The following is a 17,976-nucleotide window of genomic DNA, read 5'->3' as shown; positions in this document are numbered from 1 at the left end:
ACAATTCCCGATATCCCTTTTTGCCGAAACGAGGTATTACAATGAAAGCGATGAGGCTTAAATCATTTGGTGGCGCGGATGCGTTCGAACTCTGCGAAGTGCCCAAGCCAGCACCACAGACCGGTCAGGTCCTGGTACGGGTTCACGCCACCTCCATCAACCCGCTGGATTATCAGGTACGGCGCGGAGATTACGCCGACCTGGTGCCACTCCCGGCTATCACCGGTCATGACGTCTCCGGCGTTGTCGAAGCCATCGGCCCGGGCGTGACGAACTTCGCGCCAGGCGACGAAGTCTGGTACACCCCGCAGATATTCGATGGCCCTGGCAGTTATGCCGAATACCACGTGGCGGCCGAAAGCATTATCGGGAAAAAACCTCCCACCTTGAGTCACTTGGAGGCAGCCAGCCTGAGCCTGGTCGGGGGGACGGCATGGGAAGCACTGACCGTACGCGCAGCGCTTCGAGTGGGGGAAAGCATCCTGATACACGGCGGCGCTGGCGGCGTTGGCCACATAGCGATCCAACTGGCAAAGGCGATCGGCGCAAGGGTGTTCACGACCGTGCGCGAAGCCAATATTGAGTTCGTTAAAAGCCAGGGTGCCGATGTGATCATCGACTACGAAAAAGAAGACTACGTCGACGCGATCCTGCGGGAAACGGATGGCCGTGGCGTCGATGTGGTGTTCGACACCATTGGCGGCAACACCCTGTCGCGCAGCCCCGACGCCCTCGCACAACTAGGCCGTGTGGTCTCGATCGTGGACATTGCCCAGCCACAGAACCTGGTCCAGGCCTGGGGCAAGAATGCGAGTTATCACTTCGTATTCACCCGGCAAAACCGCGGCAAGTTGGATGAGTTGAGCAGCTTGGTCGCGCAAGGCCAACTGCGCCCTCACGTTGGCGCCGTCTATGCACTGGCCGACATCGGGCTCGCCCATGCGCGACTGGAAAGCCGCAACAACGGCATCCAAGGGAAGATTGCGATTGCTGTCGAGCCAATTGAAGGAGCCACGCCATGATTTACGAGATCGCCCTGCTTCCCGTTCACAAACAACACATGGATGCGTTCCGGCAGGCCTTTGCGCAGGTCGCACCATTGCTCGCCCGCGCGAAAGGCTACCAGGGCCACATGCTCGCGCAAGGGATCGAAACACCTGAGCGATTCAATCTGATCGTGCGCTGGGAATCGCTTGAGGATCACACACCGGGGTTCGAAGCGAGTGAGGATCATCAGGCGTTCATGTTGGGTCTGGAGGCGTTTTTTTCGGAGGAACCGCAGGTGTATCACGTGGAGGGGCCAGGGTTTAGCGTCTAGAGAAATCCAGGACAAAAAAAGCCTGCATCGCTGCAGGCTTCTCTTTATGTCGCTAGCTGGCTCCACGACCTGGACTCGAACCAAGGACCCAATGATTAACAGTCACTTGCTAGCTGTTAGGCGCACTGGGGCCACGACGAAATGTGGCGCAGAAAATAGGTTAGCTGCATAGCGTGGGTCGCATGAATTATGCCTCACTTAACTTCCTGACCAACGTAGCCGCCACAGTAGTTTTTGCCGCTTTTCGCTACTTTAGCGCGGAGCTTTTTCAATGCGGCTAAAGGCATCGATGTAAGCAGCCTTCAACGCAAGACTAACAGCATTTAGTGTTTCGGACTTAAGATAGGCTAGATTCTGACTAACCAACCCTTGGCCTGCCCTCTTTATTTTCACACGCGACTGCCCGGTATATTTAGCCGTCCCGATATACACCGAGAGCCTCGCTTCGCACGCATAATAATCAGGACTGTTCCAAGTTTTGACAAAAATCCGGTCGATCTCGACTCTGGTTTTTATGCTCGCATCTGCGTCAGATCCGATAGACCGTTTGGTAAACTCAGACCAATCGGTGACTGGGATATTAGCGAAACCCTCGTACAGGCCCACCTCATAGTTGGCCGCATGCCACACCACCTTACTACGCTCGGAACAGGGAGCGCAGCGTTCATCGCCAGATACGCTGGTTATCGTTGAGTGAATGGTTTTGTTTTTGATCGCAGACAGTTCTGCGTCTGTGGTGTAGGCCGCGAAGTGCAGTTGATTGGTTACGCAGCCGGACAAAAGAAAAAACAAAACCAACAACATACTAGATCTCACTACAACTCCTCCTTCTCTCGCAAGCACTTATACAATCACGACATTATTTAATCCTGAAACAGGGTTAAACCCATTTCAAACCTAAACAGTAACACATCACCGGAAAAACTAGACAAATTTATTTTCGATTAAAAATCAACACATTCGCGTCAATAAAACCATAAAAAAGGGGACTGAAAAAGTTGACAGATTTATTTTCTATTTTTTTCCACATCCAACCTCGGCCTACCCCGACCTCGATGTTCGATACGAACCCCTGCAATTTTTTCAACCTCATCAACAAAACGACCAGTACCGGTAAGCTGCCCACGCTGCAATGCCTCACGAATGGTTTTTATCTCTTCACTTGAAACGGACTGTTCTACAAATCTTTTATATCCTTCGTGCCGCTCCAGCGTTGTGTCCCCCAACACAGCAAAACACGCATCAATATCTAGCCAATCGCTATCCCGTGCATGCCCCACACGGGCGTTATAACTTGACCATGGATAATCTACTGCATCAGCCACCATGCAGGCACGTACTGGATTCAGTTCAATATACCGACAGCACGCAAGCAAATAATTCTCTGTTTGTACCACACTTGATTTATATCGACTCTCCCATAACGTAACTGTACAACCCTCTAACTTGTTTCGATATCGAGTAGCCCGAGCGGCAAGCGCCTTCATTAACTGCCCTAGTCCCGCCACCGATTTGCCTAGTGCCACTAACAAATGGACATGATTTGTCGTCAAACAATAGGCATATACTTTTATTCCACATGCGTCCTTGAGCTCTCGGGAGGTCGCTCCCATTCAGCGACTAAAGGAAACTAGCTACAATACGAAGACATCAGAGCTTTTGCTGTTTTACCTTCTACTGAGGAACCCGCGGCCAGCTCAGCTAACGTATCCTTCGAAATAAAATTTAAATTCAAATACTCATTAAATTCTTCATTTAGTGCTGAATCCCTTACAGCAATTACACCGAATTCCTCATATGCACTTTCAAAGACGATCCAATCGAATGCGCTATCGCATAGAATAATTGGATAACCAACCGTGCCATCAAAAAAACTTTCAAACCGTTTATTCAACCAAAAAACATCTCTCTCCAAATCACTTCCATCGACAGAAAAACAAGATTTTTCCAATGCTTCACCTCCTGAAAACTTTATAAATACATCTGACTTAAAACTGGAAACACTCTTCAAGATCAACCCGACACACACATCAACATAACACAACAATGGTCTCTCAAAGAACCAAAACGAAAGCCCTCCACTAGTAAATACTTTCATCGGCAGATCTTTATTAAAGTCAATAATACCTGTCAGCCTATCAAGGAAAAAAGTCAATTCTAAATCTTCAATTTTAGAAATAGCCATCACTACTCCTCTGTGAATCTGATTTTCGCGGTGGGTTTTTTCAGCCCTTCTACAGTCAACGAGGCGGAGGGTTGCCCTGTGGACGTCGAAGCTGGATAGAAACGATATGTTTTCTCACCGTTAGTTAACACAGTAACTGAGCCATCCTGGGAAATAGATTTTATATAACCATTAGACTCAAGGGTGTTTATGGCGCTGCCTTGGCTAACATTGGCCTCAATCTGTCCTGCACTATTTCGGGTAGCCTTCGGCAAAAACTCAATCGCCGTTGCTTTTGCACCCCACAATCCCATCTTACCCAAAACTGCCGCAATGCCTACACCTGTCAGCTCTCCGGCCATGAACATGGCCCACGCCTTCACAAACTCATTCGCAGGCTGTGGCCCATCAAAACCTTGACCTTGTGCAAGGGCCAACTGCGCTTGCGCAGCTTCTTCAGCAGAATACCCCTGTTTCTGCATGTATTCGGCGAGGGTAGTTGACGCCTGCCCGTACTGCGCCAATCCTGCCGGAAGATGCTCCCCGAAATTGTATTGCGTAGCATTCTTCGCAACCCAGCCACCCTTCTCGATCGACTTCGCATCAGCATCTTTCTGCGAAGCCGCTGCCAGCACTCCCACAATCTGTGAGCTCATGGACAACAAGGTCTTATCGCCTTTAACCAAAGAGTCCAGATGAACGACTAGAGCTTCGTTGATCCCGGCTGCCAAAGCCCCCGTTCTGAAGTCCCCACCTGTGGCCTTAGAGAGCAAGCCACCCACCATTGCATGAACCACAATTTTAGGAGGGTAGCCTTCCGTCAGTACCCCATGGGTGTAGTCGCCAATGGCATTAAAACTTGCTGCAGCCAATGTATTGAACAATGCGCCTTTGAGTGCATCACCAAAATCTCCACCTTGTCCGAGCGCTTTGCTCAGCAGAGTCGACGTACCGTTCTGCAAGGCTTGGTTCGCCGCAAACTGTCCAACGCCGGTCCAGGTGTTGAGGGCTGGCGAACTGATAACCGCCCCTGTGTTTAGATTGGTCTGCGTGCCTGTCCAACCATCGAAAAGCCCTTTCGTCAGGCCTGCCGTCACGCCCGATATCACGTAGCCCTTCATCGCATCCGATGAGGTGACGTCCTTGAATACTGCCCCCAGATTGCCACGATTATTGACAACGCTGACGCTTGCATTAGTCGCAGCACTTGAAGCAACAGCCCCCACCGCAGCCCCCGTGATACCACCACCCGCCGCAGCCGCAGCCATGGGCCCAACGACCGCAGCCATCACGATCGCGATAATGATCTGCGACGCCGGACCAAGTCCGGAGTTGCTGTATTTGAAGCTGTCGTGGATTTCCTTAACTTGGTGCCAATCCACATCGCCACGCTTTTCTGCTTCCTTTATCCACGCCAATTGCGGGTCAGCTTTGACCATTGCATCAATGGACTGACTAACGGTTTGCTGATTGACCTGCGTTACATCAATTTTCAAACCATCCACCGCTTTGATCGCAATAGCGCCTGCGGCAGCCATTTGCGTTTGACGCACGGTTTCGTCGGTATTGCCTTTGCCTTTGGATGACACCCAAAAAGCATTGTTATTGGACTTCTCGTGGCTTTCCTGATGAAGATCTTTAACACCCTCAAACGTCACGCTACCGCCACTTGCAATGGTCAGGTCATTGCCACTTTCCAACTTGGCTGCCTGGTACTTCTGATCACCCTGGCTCTGAATCGTAAGGTCGCCACCGGTTTTTATTTCACTGCCGATGTTGGTGACTTTAGTCACTTCGTCACGCTGGGTTTTCTTGGTGCCCCAACTCCCCTTCTTCTTCATGTCATACAGCGAATAATCGCTGTCTTCTGCCGACAGCAGCGCCAATTTACCGCCAGCAACCAGGTATGCCTCGTCCCCCGCAGTGATCCGACTGGCAATCATCGCCAGATCCTTACCCGCCCCCAGCGATACATCCCCACCCGCACTCAGCGCGGTCGAAACCTGACTGACATGATCTTCCTGACGCTTCTCCTTTTTGCTTTTGCGGGAGGAATGTTCTTCATCTGCAGCCGAAGCCAGAATCAAATCACCGCCGGCACTCATGTTGATGTCGCGCTTGGCATCGATCTGACTGGCGATCGCCGTGATGTCTCGCCCTGCCTTGACATTCACATCGCGCCCGGCATCCACATCAGAGACGTGTTGTGTGGCGCTGCTGGTTTGCAGGCGCTTGCCCATATCCATCGCATTGCGTTCTTCGGCGGCGACCAAGCTGGCATCGCGCCCAGCGACAATGGTCGTGTCGCGACCGCTTTGCAGACCACCACCGACACTGGCAAAGTCTCGCCCGGCGCTGATGCCCAGATCATTCGCCGCCTCAACCCGCGCAGCGCTATCCACATAATCGCGATGCTGCGAATACCCCGCCCCTTTGTCATCCCAACCGGTCACGCTGCGCTCGTTGATCACATCGCCATTGATGGCGGTCAGCGTCACATCGCGCCCTTTGATGATGCCTCCGGCTTTGTTGACGATGTTGTTGCCCGCCAGCAGGTCCAGGCGGTTGCCTGCTTCGATCAGCCCGCTGTTGGTCACATCATTGGCGGCCTTGGCCGACAGGTTGTTGGTGGCGCGTAGGGTGCCGGCGTTGACCAGGTTTTCACCGGCAATCAGGTTCAGGTCGTTACCAGCGATCAAGGCTCCGGTGGGGGCAAGACGGTTGTTGGCCTGGGCCAGGTACAGCACCGGCACCAGGACTTTTTCACCGTTCACTTCGTGCTCTTCCAGCCACACGATGTCATGCGTCAGGGCCGCGACCTGTTGGGAGGTGAGGCTGACGCCCATCGACAGGTTCAGTTGCTGCTTGCTGCTGATGGCGTTGTCCATCAGGTACTTGAACAGTTTTTCGTCGGTGGTCTGGCCGTCGATAAAGCGTTGGCCGGTGCGCGCTTGCACGGCCTGCTGAACCAGACGTTGTTCGTAGAGGCCATCGCCCAGGCGCTTCCAGCTTGCGTCTGGGTTGTAGCCCAGGCCTTGCAGCAGGTAATCCGAGCTCATGAATTGCTTGAGATCGGTGAGTACCGGGTTGGTTTCGATCAAGTATTTGTGCGGCTGCGAGACGGCACGGCTGTCCGGCAGGCCCTGGACGCGGCTGATGGTTTGGCCGGCCAATGCCGTGGGCTGGCTGACGGCCGGTGGTTGTACGTGACCGCCAGCGAGTACGTCCTGAGCAGCCGGGGTAAGGCCTGGCAGTTGGGTCTGCGGCGCAGCGATCGCCGCAACGTCGGTACTGCGCGTGATGGTCGACAAGCCCGGCACACTCAGATCAGGGAGAGCCCCGTCTGACGACGTATGCACAACCCTATCGCCTGGCGTGACGGCAGGCAGGTCGATGCCCGGCCGCGAACCATCGACCGCAGGCTGGGAAACACCCGCGGGATTGCGTGCGTCAATGCCGTCAACGCGGGTGATGTCAGCACCGTTGGTGCGTCCCGGTAGCCGGGTTTGCACATCGGCGCTGCCTACACCGCCGGTATCGATGGCACTGGCGACCGCATTAAGCAAACCCGCTTCACGAGCAGCCACGGCGACCTGACGCGTGCTGGTAGTGATTTGCGCTGCGCCACCAACTTCAATCACGCGTGCGTGGGTGTCAGGCAACGCTTGTTGACGCTGGGTCGGATCAAGGCTGGCGCTGCTGAGCGTCCAATCCTGATTGCCCACGCCCGCCTGCCCCGTGGTGCCACTTTGGCCACTCAAACGAAACAACCCGTTCTGACCACTGGGCAAGCCGAAGCCCGGCAGGGTCAGGGGGTTGACCTGCTGTTGGGCAAGGTCAGGTGGCAACTGTGCATTGAGCACCACCACCTGGGTTTTATTGGCGCCTACGCCGGTGTCCAGCGTACGCCCACCCACCGCCAGCGAGGTCTTGATCACATTGATGTTGTTGATGCTTTTACTGGCGGTGAGCGCAGCGTTGCCACCGGCCTGAATAATCGCCGGGGCCACCACTTGGGTGCCGCCTTGTACAGCGATGGGCTGGTTGATGCCGGGAAACAGCGACGGACTGAACCGCGCCATCAAGGCCGCAAACGCCGCCTCATCCACTGGCGAGCCCTGCGGGTGCGCACGATTATAGGCCTGCACCGCAGCGACCATCTGGTTGTACTGGCCTTTGGAGATTTTGGTAGTGCCACCGTATTCCTGGCTCTGGGAACCGGAACCACCGGTAGCTGCCTGGTTGAGGATGTTTTCGCCAGTAATCGATAGGTCATTGGCGGCCGACACCACGCTGTAGCGGTTGGTGAAGTTCTGCCCGGTAACCACCATGTTGCGCCCGGCGCTGAGGGTGGCCGAAGGCGAGTCGATTTCAAGCACACTCGACACGGTACGGCTCAAGGTCACCGCAGGGCGTCGGTCACTCCAACCGCCGCTGCAATGCTGGGTGCACCGAATGCCCACGCCCACGGACGTCAGCTGCTGGTTGAGCTTGAATTTCTCGCGCTCGTTGACCACGTCATTGGCCGCGATTCTGAGGTCGCCCATGCTCTCGATGCTGGCCGAAACGTTACGCACGCTCTGCGCCTGGGTTCCACCGGCTACACCCGCTACCGTGAGGTTGCCCAGGCTGTAGATGTCCGAATAGTTGTTGGTCAGGCTGCCCAGGTTGAAGGTCGAGTCCTGGCCGCTGAACAGGAACCCGCGTGCGCCGATACCGCTTGCAGCATGATCGTTGAGCAGGCTCTGAGCCGTCAGCACCACGTTCTGTGAAGCCCCCAACGTGCCGGTGTTCACAACGCTGCCAGCGTTGATGCGCAAGTCGCCGCTGGAGGTCAAACGCCCACGGTTGAGCAGTTGGCCCCCGGTGGTCAGTTGCGACGCGCCACCGCCTGCCACGCTGGCGGTTTCATTCACGGTGATCTGCGCAGCGCTCAGGCCCAGGTTGCCCAGGCTGCTATAGCGCCCGTTACCGCCGTAGCTGCCGGCCAGCGTCAGATTGGCCGTGCCGTCACTGGCGATCAGGCCGTCGTTGTTCCAGTTGCCGCCGTTGCCCGTCAGAGTGTCGGAGGCGAGTAACTGGCCGCTTGCGGTCTGGTTCAGGGTATTGACGTTGACCGTCAAGCGTCCGGCCTGGATCACGCTGCTGTTGGTCCAGCTGTCTGCGGCCAGGGTCAGGCCGCCACGGGTCACCAGGTTGCCGCCGGCATTGATCAGGTTGGCGGTGGCGATATCAAAAGTGCCGGTGCCGCCGTGCAGCAGGCTACCGCCCTGGTTCAGGAAGCCGCCGGCATTCAGGGTCAGGTCAGCGTTGGAGGTTTCCAGTCGACCTTTACGGTTATCGAATGCACCGCCGAGCTGGAAATTGGTTTTGCCGCTGCGGCCCAGCGCGCGCAGTTGCCCGCCTTGGTTGTCGACGCTGCCGCCCGCCATGCTCAGGGTGCTGTCGCTTTCAATCACGCCGCTGCGGTTGATCAGCGCGCCACTGGCGCTCAGCTCAACCGCACGACCTGCAATCTGCCCGGCGCTGTTGTCCAGTTGCACACCACTGACTCGCATCAAGCCGGTGGCATACACCCCGCCATTGGCATTGGCGAAGTAGTTGGCGTTGACCACTGCATCGCCGGTTTGCGCAGCGATGAAGCCGCTCTGGTTGTCGAGGCGGTTGGCATTCAGGTTCAGGCTATGGGCCTGGAGCGTGCCGCCTTGGTTATTGAGGTCGCCGCTGATGTTCAGGCCCAGGCCGGTTTGGCCCTGCACCTTGCCTTTGGCGTTGTTCAATCCCACCGCAGTCAACTGCACATCGGCGTCCTGGCTGTAGATCAGACCGTCGGTGTTGTTCTGCACGATACCGGTGCTGGTGATCGCTACGCGGTCTTTACCCGCGAGTGTGCCGCTGCCGCTGTTGTTCAGGCCACCGGTGAACAGCGTCAACAGACTTTGGCTGATGATTTTGCCCTTGGCGTCGTTGTTGACCTGCATCGCCCGTTGCAGCAGCAACGGGCCGGAACTGGCAATGCTGCCGCCGCTGTTGTTGAGGGTGCCGAGCAGGTTGAGAGTCAGGCGGCCGTTGGTGGCCAGTGTGCCGCCGTTGTTGTTCAGGTCGGTGCCGGTGACGGTCATCGCTTGTTGGGCGTTGATCGTGCCTTGGTTGGTCAGCGTTGCCGCCTGCAGATCCAGCGTGGTGCCGCTTTCGATCAAACCGCCCTCGACGTTGGTCAACGCACCGGCTACGGTGAGCGTTTGCCCGTCGCCACTGGACAGTACGCCTTTGCCACTGTTATCCAGGCTGGCGGCACTGACGCCCAAACGGCCTTGGCTAACCAGCGCGCCTTCGTTGTTGTTCTGTAGCGCGCCACTCAGGCGCACGTCAATTGCACCGCTGCGGCTGGAGAGCGTGCCGTTGTCACGGTTTTCGAGGTTGTCACCCCTGACGTTCAGACCTTGCCAGCCGGACAGCAGGCCTCTTGCGGAGTTGTTCATCGTGGACGCGTTGACCGTCAGCACTTGGCTGCTGATCAGCTTGCCGGCGCTGTTGTCCAGGTTGCGCGCCGTCAGGGCGAAGCTTTGCTGGCTGGAGATTTCGCCGCCCTGGTTATTCAGGTCACGCAGGTTTTTCAGGGTCAGCGGGCCGTTAGTTAGCAGCAGGCCGTTGCGGTTGTCCAAGTCGCTGTTGTTGAGGTCCAGGGTCATCCCCTGCTCGCCCACCACGCGACCGCCCGCCAGTGCCAAAGCGTTGAGGTTCGCGGTCAACGCGCCTTTGGCCGAGACTTCACCCCCATTGCCCGTGTTGAGGCCGGCAGCGTTGAGGTTCAGGGATTGCTTGGCACTGATCAAACCTTGGTCCTGGTTGCTCAGCAGGCCATCGCTGGTCAGTTGCAAGTGGCTGCGGCTATTGAGCGTGCCGCCACGGTTGTCGACGGAGCCTGCGTGAGCGTCGAGGCTGGCGGCGCCGATCAGGCCTTTCAGGTTAGCCAGGGCTTGATTGACGCGCAGGGTCAGGCCTTGGTTACTCAGCAGCTTGCCGTTGCTGTTATCCAGGCTTTGCGCGGCCAAGGTGAAGGCTTGACCGCTGGAGATTTCACCGTCCTGATTATTGACACTGTTGAGGTTGTTGAGCGCCAGCGGGCCAATAGCGTTGATCAATCCGCCTCTGTTGTTCAGATGGCCGTTGTTCAGGTCGAGACTCAAACCCGCATTACTGAACAGCTTGCCGCCTTGCTGATCCAGCCCGGTGACGCTGGCGGTCAGTGCCTTGGCGCTGCCGATGCTGCCGCCATTGTTCAACTGTGCGGTGGCCAGGGCCAGGGTGTCGCCGCTGTTGAGACGGCCGGTTTGGTTGTTCAGTTCGCCCGTGGTGATGGCGACAGGGCCTTTGCCGCTGATGATGCCTTGCTGGTTACCCAGATTGGCGCTTTGCAGTGTCAGGCCGCCGTCGGTAACCAGTTTGCCTTCACTGTTGTTGAGGCTGTCGGTGACGGAGACGCTCAAGCCATTGGCGCTGGACAGGCTGCCTTTGCTGTTGTTCAGGCTACGGGCTTTGACGGCCAGCGCGTCTTCGCTGCTAAGCACGCCCTGGCTGTTATCGAAGTCGCCTGCGAGGTCCAGCTTCAGCGACTCTTGGCTGAGCAGTTTGCCGCCGTTGTTATCCAGCGATGTGCCGGTCAGGATCAAGCGTTGGCCGTTGAGTTCGCCGAGGGTGCGGTTGATGAGTTGATCAACGGCGAGGTTCAACGTACCGCCTGCGAACACCTTGCCCTTGTCGCTGTTGTTGAGTTGTTGGCCGGTGACGCTGACGTCGGCGTTGCTGGTCAATTCACCGGTGCGGTTGTCGACAGTCACCACGTCGAGTTTCAGCGCTTTTGTGGCGCCTACCAGACCGTTGCGGTTATCGAGGTTTGCGCCGCTCAGGTTGAGGGCGTCGGTGCTGATCAGTTTGCCGTTCTGGTTGTCGAGTTTGCTGGCGTTGATCGTCGCAAGCGCCTTGCCGGCGATCTCGCCATTGCGGTTGTCCAGCGTTGCGCTGGTCAGCAACAAGGCACCGTCGGCGATCACGCTGCCGCGTTGGTTATCGAACCATTCGCTGGCGCTGAGGGTGACATCGCCACGCCCACTGAGCAGGCCTTCGGTGTTGTCCAGGCGAGTGCTGCGGGCATCGAGGCTGGCGGCGTTGATATGGCCTTTGAGGTTGGCCAGCAGTTGGTCGACGCGCAGGGTCAGTGCCTGGTTGCTGATCAGTTTACCGTTGCTGTTATCCAGGTTTTTTGCGACCAGGGTGAAGGCGTTTTGGCTGGAGATTTCGCCATGCTGGTTGTTGATAGTGGCGAGGTTGTCGAGTGTCAGCAGGGGGGCGTTGATCACCCCTGCGTTGACCAGTTCGCCGTTGTGCAGGTCAAGGTTGAGTTGCGTGGTGCTGACCAGTTCGGCGCCGCCCCATTGCGTCAGGCCGGTGAGGCTGGCATTCATGGCGCCGACGCTGCCGATATGCCCGCTGTTGTTGAGCTGGGTGGCGCTGAGGTCGAGCTTGTCGGCGCTGATCACGCGGCCGTCGATGCCGTTGGTGAACAGTCCGGTGTTGACCGTGGCCAGACCTTGGCTTTTGAGCAGGCCGTTAGTGTTCTCCAGACTGGCACTGGTCAATGTGAGGTTCTGGCCGCTTTCGACGGTGCCACCTTGGTTGATTAGCGCCGCTGCGCTTGCAAGGGTCAGCGGTCCTGCGCTGGAAATCTTGCCGCGGGTGTTGTCGATGCGCTGGCCTGCCAACTCCATCGAGCCTTCGCTGGTGAGCTTGCCACCTGTGTTGTCCAGGCCTGCCTTCAGTTGAAGTGCCAAAGCACGCTGAGCGCCAACAGTGCCATCGGTGTTATCGACAGCAGTGCCGGTAAGCCGAGCGTCCTGGGCAAAGATCAAACCTTTGGCCTGATTGATCACCTCGGCCATCGCCAATTCCAGCCCAGTACCGGCCAACAACTTGCCGCCGCTGTTATTTAGACGCGTGCCGCTGAACTCGATGTTCTGCTGGCTGGAGATTTCCCCGCTGCGGTTGTCGGTACTGCCGACCTTGAGTTTCAGCACTTTTGTCGCGGCGAGCAGGCCGCCGTTTTGGTTATCCAAAGTGTCAGCGTTAAGGCTCAGATTGCCCTGGGCGACCCACTGACCGCCCTGCTGATTCAGCACACCAACCGTGGCGTCCAGATCATCCTGGCTGGCGATGCGCCCCTTGGCGTTTTCGACGGTATCGAGGGTCAGGCGTACCGGGCCAATCGCGCTGGCCAGGCCGTTCTGGTTGTTCAAGGACTGGCCGGCAATTGTCAGCGCTTGCTTGCTGTTAAGCACGCCTTCGCGGTTGTCGAGCTGGCCGACGCGCAGGTCCAGGCCCTGATTGGCGCGCACCGCGCCGCCACGGTTGTCCAAGCTATTGCTGCGTAGCGTCATAAGGTTCTGTCCGGACAGGCGACCGGCGCGGTTGTCCACACTCCCAGCCTGGATGTCCATCACGCCTTTGGCGAGCACGGCACCTTTGGCTTGGTTATCAAGCAGGCCGTCGACCTTCACCGTCAGGCTGCCATCGGTCGCCAGGCTGCCGGACTGGCTGTTATCCAGGCTGGCCGCGATCACGTTCAAACGCTGGCCGGCGCCCAAGGTGCCGCCTTGGTTGGACAGCGCGCCGGTGGTGGTCAGGTCGAGGCTGATGTCGCCCATCACATGACCGTCGTTGCGGTTGTTCAGGGTCATCGCGTTGACCACTATGGCGCCGCTGCTGGAAACTTCGCCGTCGTCGTTAAGCAGGTCGGCCCCCAACGTTAACGCGAGGTCTTTGGAACTGCTGAATACGCCGCTGGTGTTATCCAGTCGTTCTGCTTGAGCAGTCAGGCCTGCCGCAGCAATGACGCCCTTGAGGTTGATCAGCGCTTGGTCGACTTTGAGGGTCAGCGCCTGATCGCTGAGCACATGGCCGTCGCTGTTATCCAGACTTTGCGCGGCCAGGACGAAGCTACGCTCGCTGGAAATCTCGCCGTGCTGGTTGGCGACCGAGGCGAGGTTTTTCAACAGCAATTGCCCCGGCGCGTGGATCAGGCCACCGGCGTTATTGAGAGCGCCGAGGTTCATGTCCAGGCTTAAATCGCTGGTGCTGTAGAGCTGGCCACCGTTGCGCTGATCCAGGCCGGCGAGGCTGGCGGTCAGCGCCTTGTTACTGGCGATATGGCCGTCAAAACGGTTATCCACCTGCCCTGCCGTCAGGTCCAGGAGATCGGCACTGGTGAGGCGCCCGCCGCTCTGGTTATTCAAGGCACCGGTCGTGATGCGCACCGCGCCGTCGCCGATCATTTTGCCGCCACTGTTGTCGATGCTGGCGCTGCTCACGGTCAACGCCATTGCGCTAAGCAGCTCGCCGCTGCGGTTGCTCAGAACGCCGCTGGCGGTCAAATCCAAAGCCGCGCCGCTGCTGAGGCGGCCGCTGTCGTTGTTCAGTGTGGCGGTTTGCAGGGTCAGGCGCTTGTCACTGCGCACGGTGCCTTGCTGGTTGTTCAGTTGGTCGAGTTCCAGACTCAGTGCGCCGTTCGCTAGCAGGCGACCTTTGTGGCTGTTGTCGAACTGCCTGCCGTTGAATGACAGGTCGGAGAGGCTGGAAACTTCGCCGCCTTGATTGTTCAGGCGATCAACCTTCATCACCAGCGACTGGCGTGCATTGAGTAAGCCACCCTCGCGGTTATCCAGTTGCGTGCCGCTTACCTGCATCGGCCCGGCTGCCGTTACGCTGCCGCCACGGTTATCGAATTGACCTATTGCCAGCTCCGCCTGCTGACCGCTGACAAAACGGCCGCCACGGTTGATCGCGATACCACGGGTGGTGACGTCAAGTAACCGATCCCCTTGCAACAGCCCCTGGCTGTTATCCAGACTCATACTGCTCAAGGTGGTGGTAGCACCGATGATTTCACCGTGGCGATTGTCCAGGGCCGTGTCGACGGACAGCGTCAGATCATCGCGGACTTTGAGCTGGCCTTCGGCGTTAACCAGGCTGTTTGCGTGCAGGTCCAACCCCGTGGCGGCGACCAAGCCTTTGGTGTTGTCCAGCGCGTTGGCAACGCGCACCACAAGCCCTTGCTCGCTGAGCAACTTGCCGCCCCGGTTGTCGAGGCTGCCTGCGGTAAACACCAAGGCCTGGGCACTGGAAATTTCCCCGCCCTGGTTATCGACACTGCTTAAATTACTCAGTAGCAGCGTGCCCGGCGCATGTATCAAACCGCCTTGGTTATTCAGGTGACCGTGGTTCAGGTCCAGGTCTACACCCGCCTGACTGTGGATATTGCCTTTGGCGCTATTGTCCAGGCTTGCCGTGCTCACCCGTAATGGTCCGGTTGCGCTGAACAGACCGGCCTGGTTCAGCAGGTGTGCGCTGAGCAACGCGGTAAGGCGACCGTCGCTGGTCAGCTTCCCGCCACTGTTGTCCAAGCGCGTCGCGGTGATGTCCATCGCCTGCCCGGCGAACAGCGTGCCCTGGCGATTGTCGATCAGGCCCACGCTGTTGAGCGAGAGCATCGCGTCGCCTTGCAGCAGGCCCTCGCGGTTATCCAGCGACGTACTGTTGACCGACGCCGTGCGCGCCAACAGCTTGCCACTGCGATTATCCAATGCTCCGTCGATCTGCGCGATCAAGCCATCGCCGGCGCTGAGCGTGCCGCCTTGGTTAGCCAGGCTGGCGGCGCGCACATCCAGGGTTTTAGCCGAGATCAAGCCTTGCGTGTTATCGAGTGCGTGGGCGATGCGCACGGTCAAACCCTGCTCGCTGAGGAGCTTGGCGTGGTGGTTATTCAGGGCGTCTGCGGCCAGGGTGAACGCCTGGGTGCTGGAAATTTCGCCGCCTTGGTTATCGACGCTGGCGAGGTTGCTCAGCAGTAATTGGCCAGGGGCGTTGATCGTGCCACCCTGGTTATTCAAATGACCGTTATTAAGATTGAGGCTGACATCACCCTGGCCGAAAAACCGCCCATCGGTATGCTGATCAAGACCGTGGAGGCTGGCGTTCAGCGTTTTGCCCGCACTGATACGGCCGCCCTCACTGTTATCCACGTGGCCGGCGTTCAAGTTGAATGCGCCATCACCGCGCAAGGTGCCCTGCTGGTTATTCAGCGGGCCGCTCGATTGCACAGTGAGGTTATGGGCGACGAGAGTGCCCTGTTGGTTATCAAGGTTACCCAGGTTGAGACGTGCATCACCTTTGGCGGCAAACAGACCGGTCTGGTTGAGCAATTGTCCGGTGATCGCCGCGACCAACGCGCCGTCGCTGGTGAGCGTGCCTGCGCTGTTGTCCAGGCGGGATGCATTGAGGGTAGCGGTTGCACCTGCCGCCAATGTCCCGCGCTGGTTGGACACCACACCGCTGTTGAGCATCAGGGCGCGATCACCTTGCAGGCGGCCGCGGTCGTTGTTCAATTCACCCGTGGTGGACGCAAGGTCGGCCGCCAGAAGCTCGCCGCTGCGGTTATCCAGAAGGCCTATGGTGTTTGCTGTCAGACGATTACGCGCACCCAGCTTGCCGCCCTGGTTGTTCAGGCTCGCGGCGTTGATGTCGAGGTTCGACGCCGAAACCAGGCCCAAAGCAGTGTTCATCGCACCGGCGATACGCAGGGTCAGATCTTGGTCGCTGAGCACTTTACCCGCGCCGTTATCGAGGCGGTTGGCGGCCAGGAGGAATGACCGCGTGCTGGAGATTTCCCCTTGGCGGTTATCGACCGTATTGAGGTTATCAAGGGTCAATTGACCGCTGGCGTTGATCTGGCCGTTGCGGTTATCCCAGTGCCCTTGGTTGAGGTTCAGCGTCAGTGAGTCTTGGCTGGTGAGCGAGCCTTTTTGGCTGTTGTCGAGGGCGCCACTATTGATCTGTACTGTCTGACGCCCTGCAATTCGGCCGCCCTGGTTATTGATCAAACCTGATGCGTTGAGGCTCAACGACTGCCCGGCTGACACCAGGCCTGCCACGTTATCCAACGCTACCAATTGCAGGGTGACCTGCGCCTGGCTCGACAGCTCACCGCTGCGGTTGATCAATTGCCCGATACCCGCCGTCAGGTTGCCGGTGCTGGTGACCAATCCGCGTTGGCTGTTAAGCAGTTGATCAGCGTTGATTGCGAGGTTGCCCGCGCTGAGGATGCGGCCTTGGTTTTGGTTATCGAGTTGGGTGGCGGTCAGTTGCGCATCGCGCTGAGCGCTCAGCGTGCCACCCTGGTTGGCCAACTCACCCGTGTTGATGGTCAAGTCACGGCTGGCGATCACCGTCTTGCCGGTGTTGTCGATGCTTTGCGCTTTTAAGCGCACATCGCCTTGGGCATTGCGGGTGTTATCGGCATTGACGCCGGCTTCGATAATTCCGTTGTTGGTCAACCGCCCACCGGCGTCCAGCGTGATACTGCCTTTGGCCGCCAGGGTTTGCTGATTGGTCAGTGCGCCTTGGGTGTTCACCGACAAGTCAGTACCGGCATACACCGCGCCTTTGGCCTCTACGCTGGCCGCTTTGACCACCACTGCCGTACCGGCCGAGGTTTGGCCCATGACCACGTTACCCGCCGCGTCAATCTGGATATCGCCACCGGCAACCATGTCCCCGGACAGCTTTACGCCGACGCCTGCTTCGGTCCCAACCAGCTTCACCGCCCCCACATACATGCCGCCAAGCGCCGACGAGTCAATCGCCAGGTCCGGCGCCGTGCTGCCGTCCGCTGCACGCGCCGTGGCGTTCAAGGTACGCGCATCCACATCGTTGCGCCCCGCCACGATGGTGAGTTTTTTCGCCTGGATCTGCGCGTTAATGGTGGTGGCGCGGGTGATGATTTCGAACTGATCGACATTGCTGGCGTTCAGCCCGGCACCGTCAATGGCGACACTGCCTCCGTCAACCTGGTAGCGGTTGATCTGGCCGTTCTCAATGACTGCTTTACCGGTGGTCAATGTCGCTTGCGGCGTATTGATAAAACCGCAGCCGTTGCAGCTGATGCCGTAGGGGTTGGCCACGATCACATGGGCCGACTGCCCCGCCACTTCGGTGTAGCCACGCAATTGGCTGGGGCTACCACCATTGACCTCATTGAGGATGACGCTGGCGGCGCTGCCATGGAAATTCGGGTTGCCGACGATAATTCCGCCGAGCTGGGTGGACTGGGTCCGGCTGGTCGAGTTATTGAGGATGACCCCGTTGGCACCGACGTTATAGTCATGGAATTGGTTATGCGACAGCCCATTCGCGTTCGGCGCGGCAATATTCACGATCGGTACGCCGTTGCCCGCTTGTCCGAGCGTGGTACCCGGCCCGCTCACTGCAATCCCGTCCGCCTGAGCCAGCAGCGGCTGCCAGAACATGGCGTTGGCCAGTACCAATGCCAACCCGCGCTTGGGCAAGCCCAGGAAGGTGGACCGGTTTTTTACGGCTGCAGAAGGCTGGCGCGCAAGGAAGGCGAACTGGCGAACATCCATGTCATGTCTCGATGCCCAGAGGG

The 17,976-nt window shown here is 58.1% G+C and carries 5 protein-coding genes, 1 tRNA gene and 1 pseudogene; 2 read left to right on the top strand and 5 right to left on the bottom strand.

Annotated features, from left to right (window positions below; translation table 11 throughout):
- Nucleotides 1-41 precede the first annotated feature (41 nt).
- Entirely contained in the window at nt 42-1,022 is a 981-nt protein-coding gene (locus HX868_RS12095; protein ID WP_095016978.1) for a zinc-dependent alcohol dehydrogenase family protein, read from the top strand.
- Entirely contained in the window at nt 1,019-1,318 is a 300-nt protein-coding gene (locus HX868_RS12090; protein ID WP_095016979.1) for an antibiotic biosynthesis monooxygenase family protein, read from the top strand. Before HX868_RS12095 ends, HX868_RS12090 begins: the two co-directional genes overlap by 4 nt.
- Before the next feature lie 57 nt (nt 1,319-1,375).
- On the opposite strand, the gene HX868_RS12085 is transcribed toward HX868_RS12090, so the two are convergent.
- The 5 genes and pseudogenes from HX868_RS12085 to HX868_RS12065 form a co-directional block, all read right to left on the bottom strand.
- Nucleotides 1,376-1,448 (bottom strand) — tRNA-Asn (locus tag HX868_RS12085).
- Between the two features lie 122 nt (nt 1,449-1,570).
- The gene (locus HX868_RS12080) at nt 1,571-2,122 is read right to left on the bottom strand and encodes a hypothetical protein (protein WP_218168647.1); all 552 of its coding nucleotides are present in this window, start codon (nt 2,120-2,122) and stop codon (nt 1,571-1,573) included.
- Nucleotides 2,123-2,325: 203 nt separating this feature from the next.
- A pseudogene (locus tag HX868_RS12075) lies at nt 2,326-2,916 on the bottom strand (transposase); the annotation flags it as partial.
- Between the two features lie 32 nt (nt 2,917-2,948).
- A complete protein-coding gene (locus tag HX868_RS12070; protein WP_177003010.1) occupies nt 2,949-3,503 on the bottom strand; it encodes a hypothetical protein in 555 nt (184 codons plus the stop codon).
- A gap of 2 nt (nt 3,504-3,505) precedes the next feature.
- On the bottom strand, nt 3,506-17,953 hold the full coding sequence (locus tag HX868_RS12065; RefSeq protein WP_177003009.1) for a two-partner secretion domain-containing protein: 14,448 nt from the start codon (nt 17,951-17,953) through the stop codon (nt 3,506-3,508).
- Between the last annotated feature and the right edge of the window lie 23 nt (nt 17,954-17,976).

This window comes from Pseudomonas reactans, assembly GCF_013385825.1.
In the GTDB taxonomy this organism is placed as follows: domain Bacteria; phylum Pseudomonadota; class Gammaproteobacteria; order Pseudomonadales; family Pseudomonadaceae; genus Aquipseudomonas; species Aquipseudomonas reactans.
The sequence above is the reverse complement of the archived record's forward strand: the minus strand, read 5'-3'. Positions and strand labels throughout refer to the sequence as shown.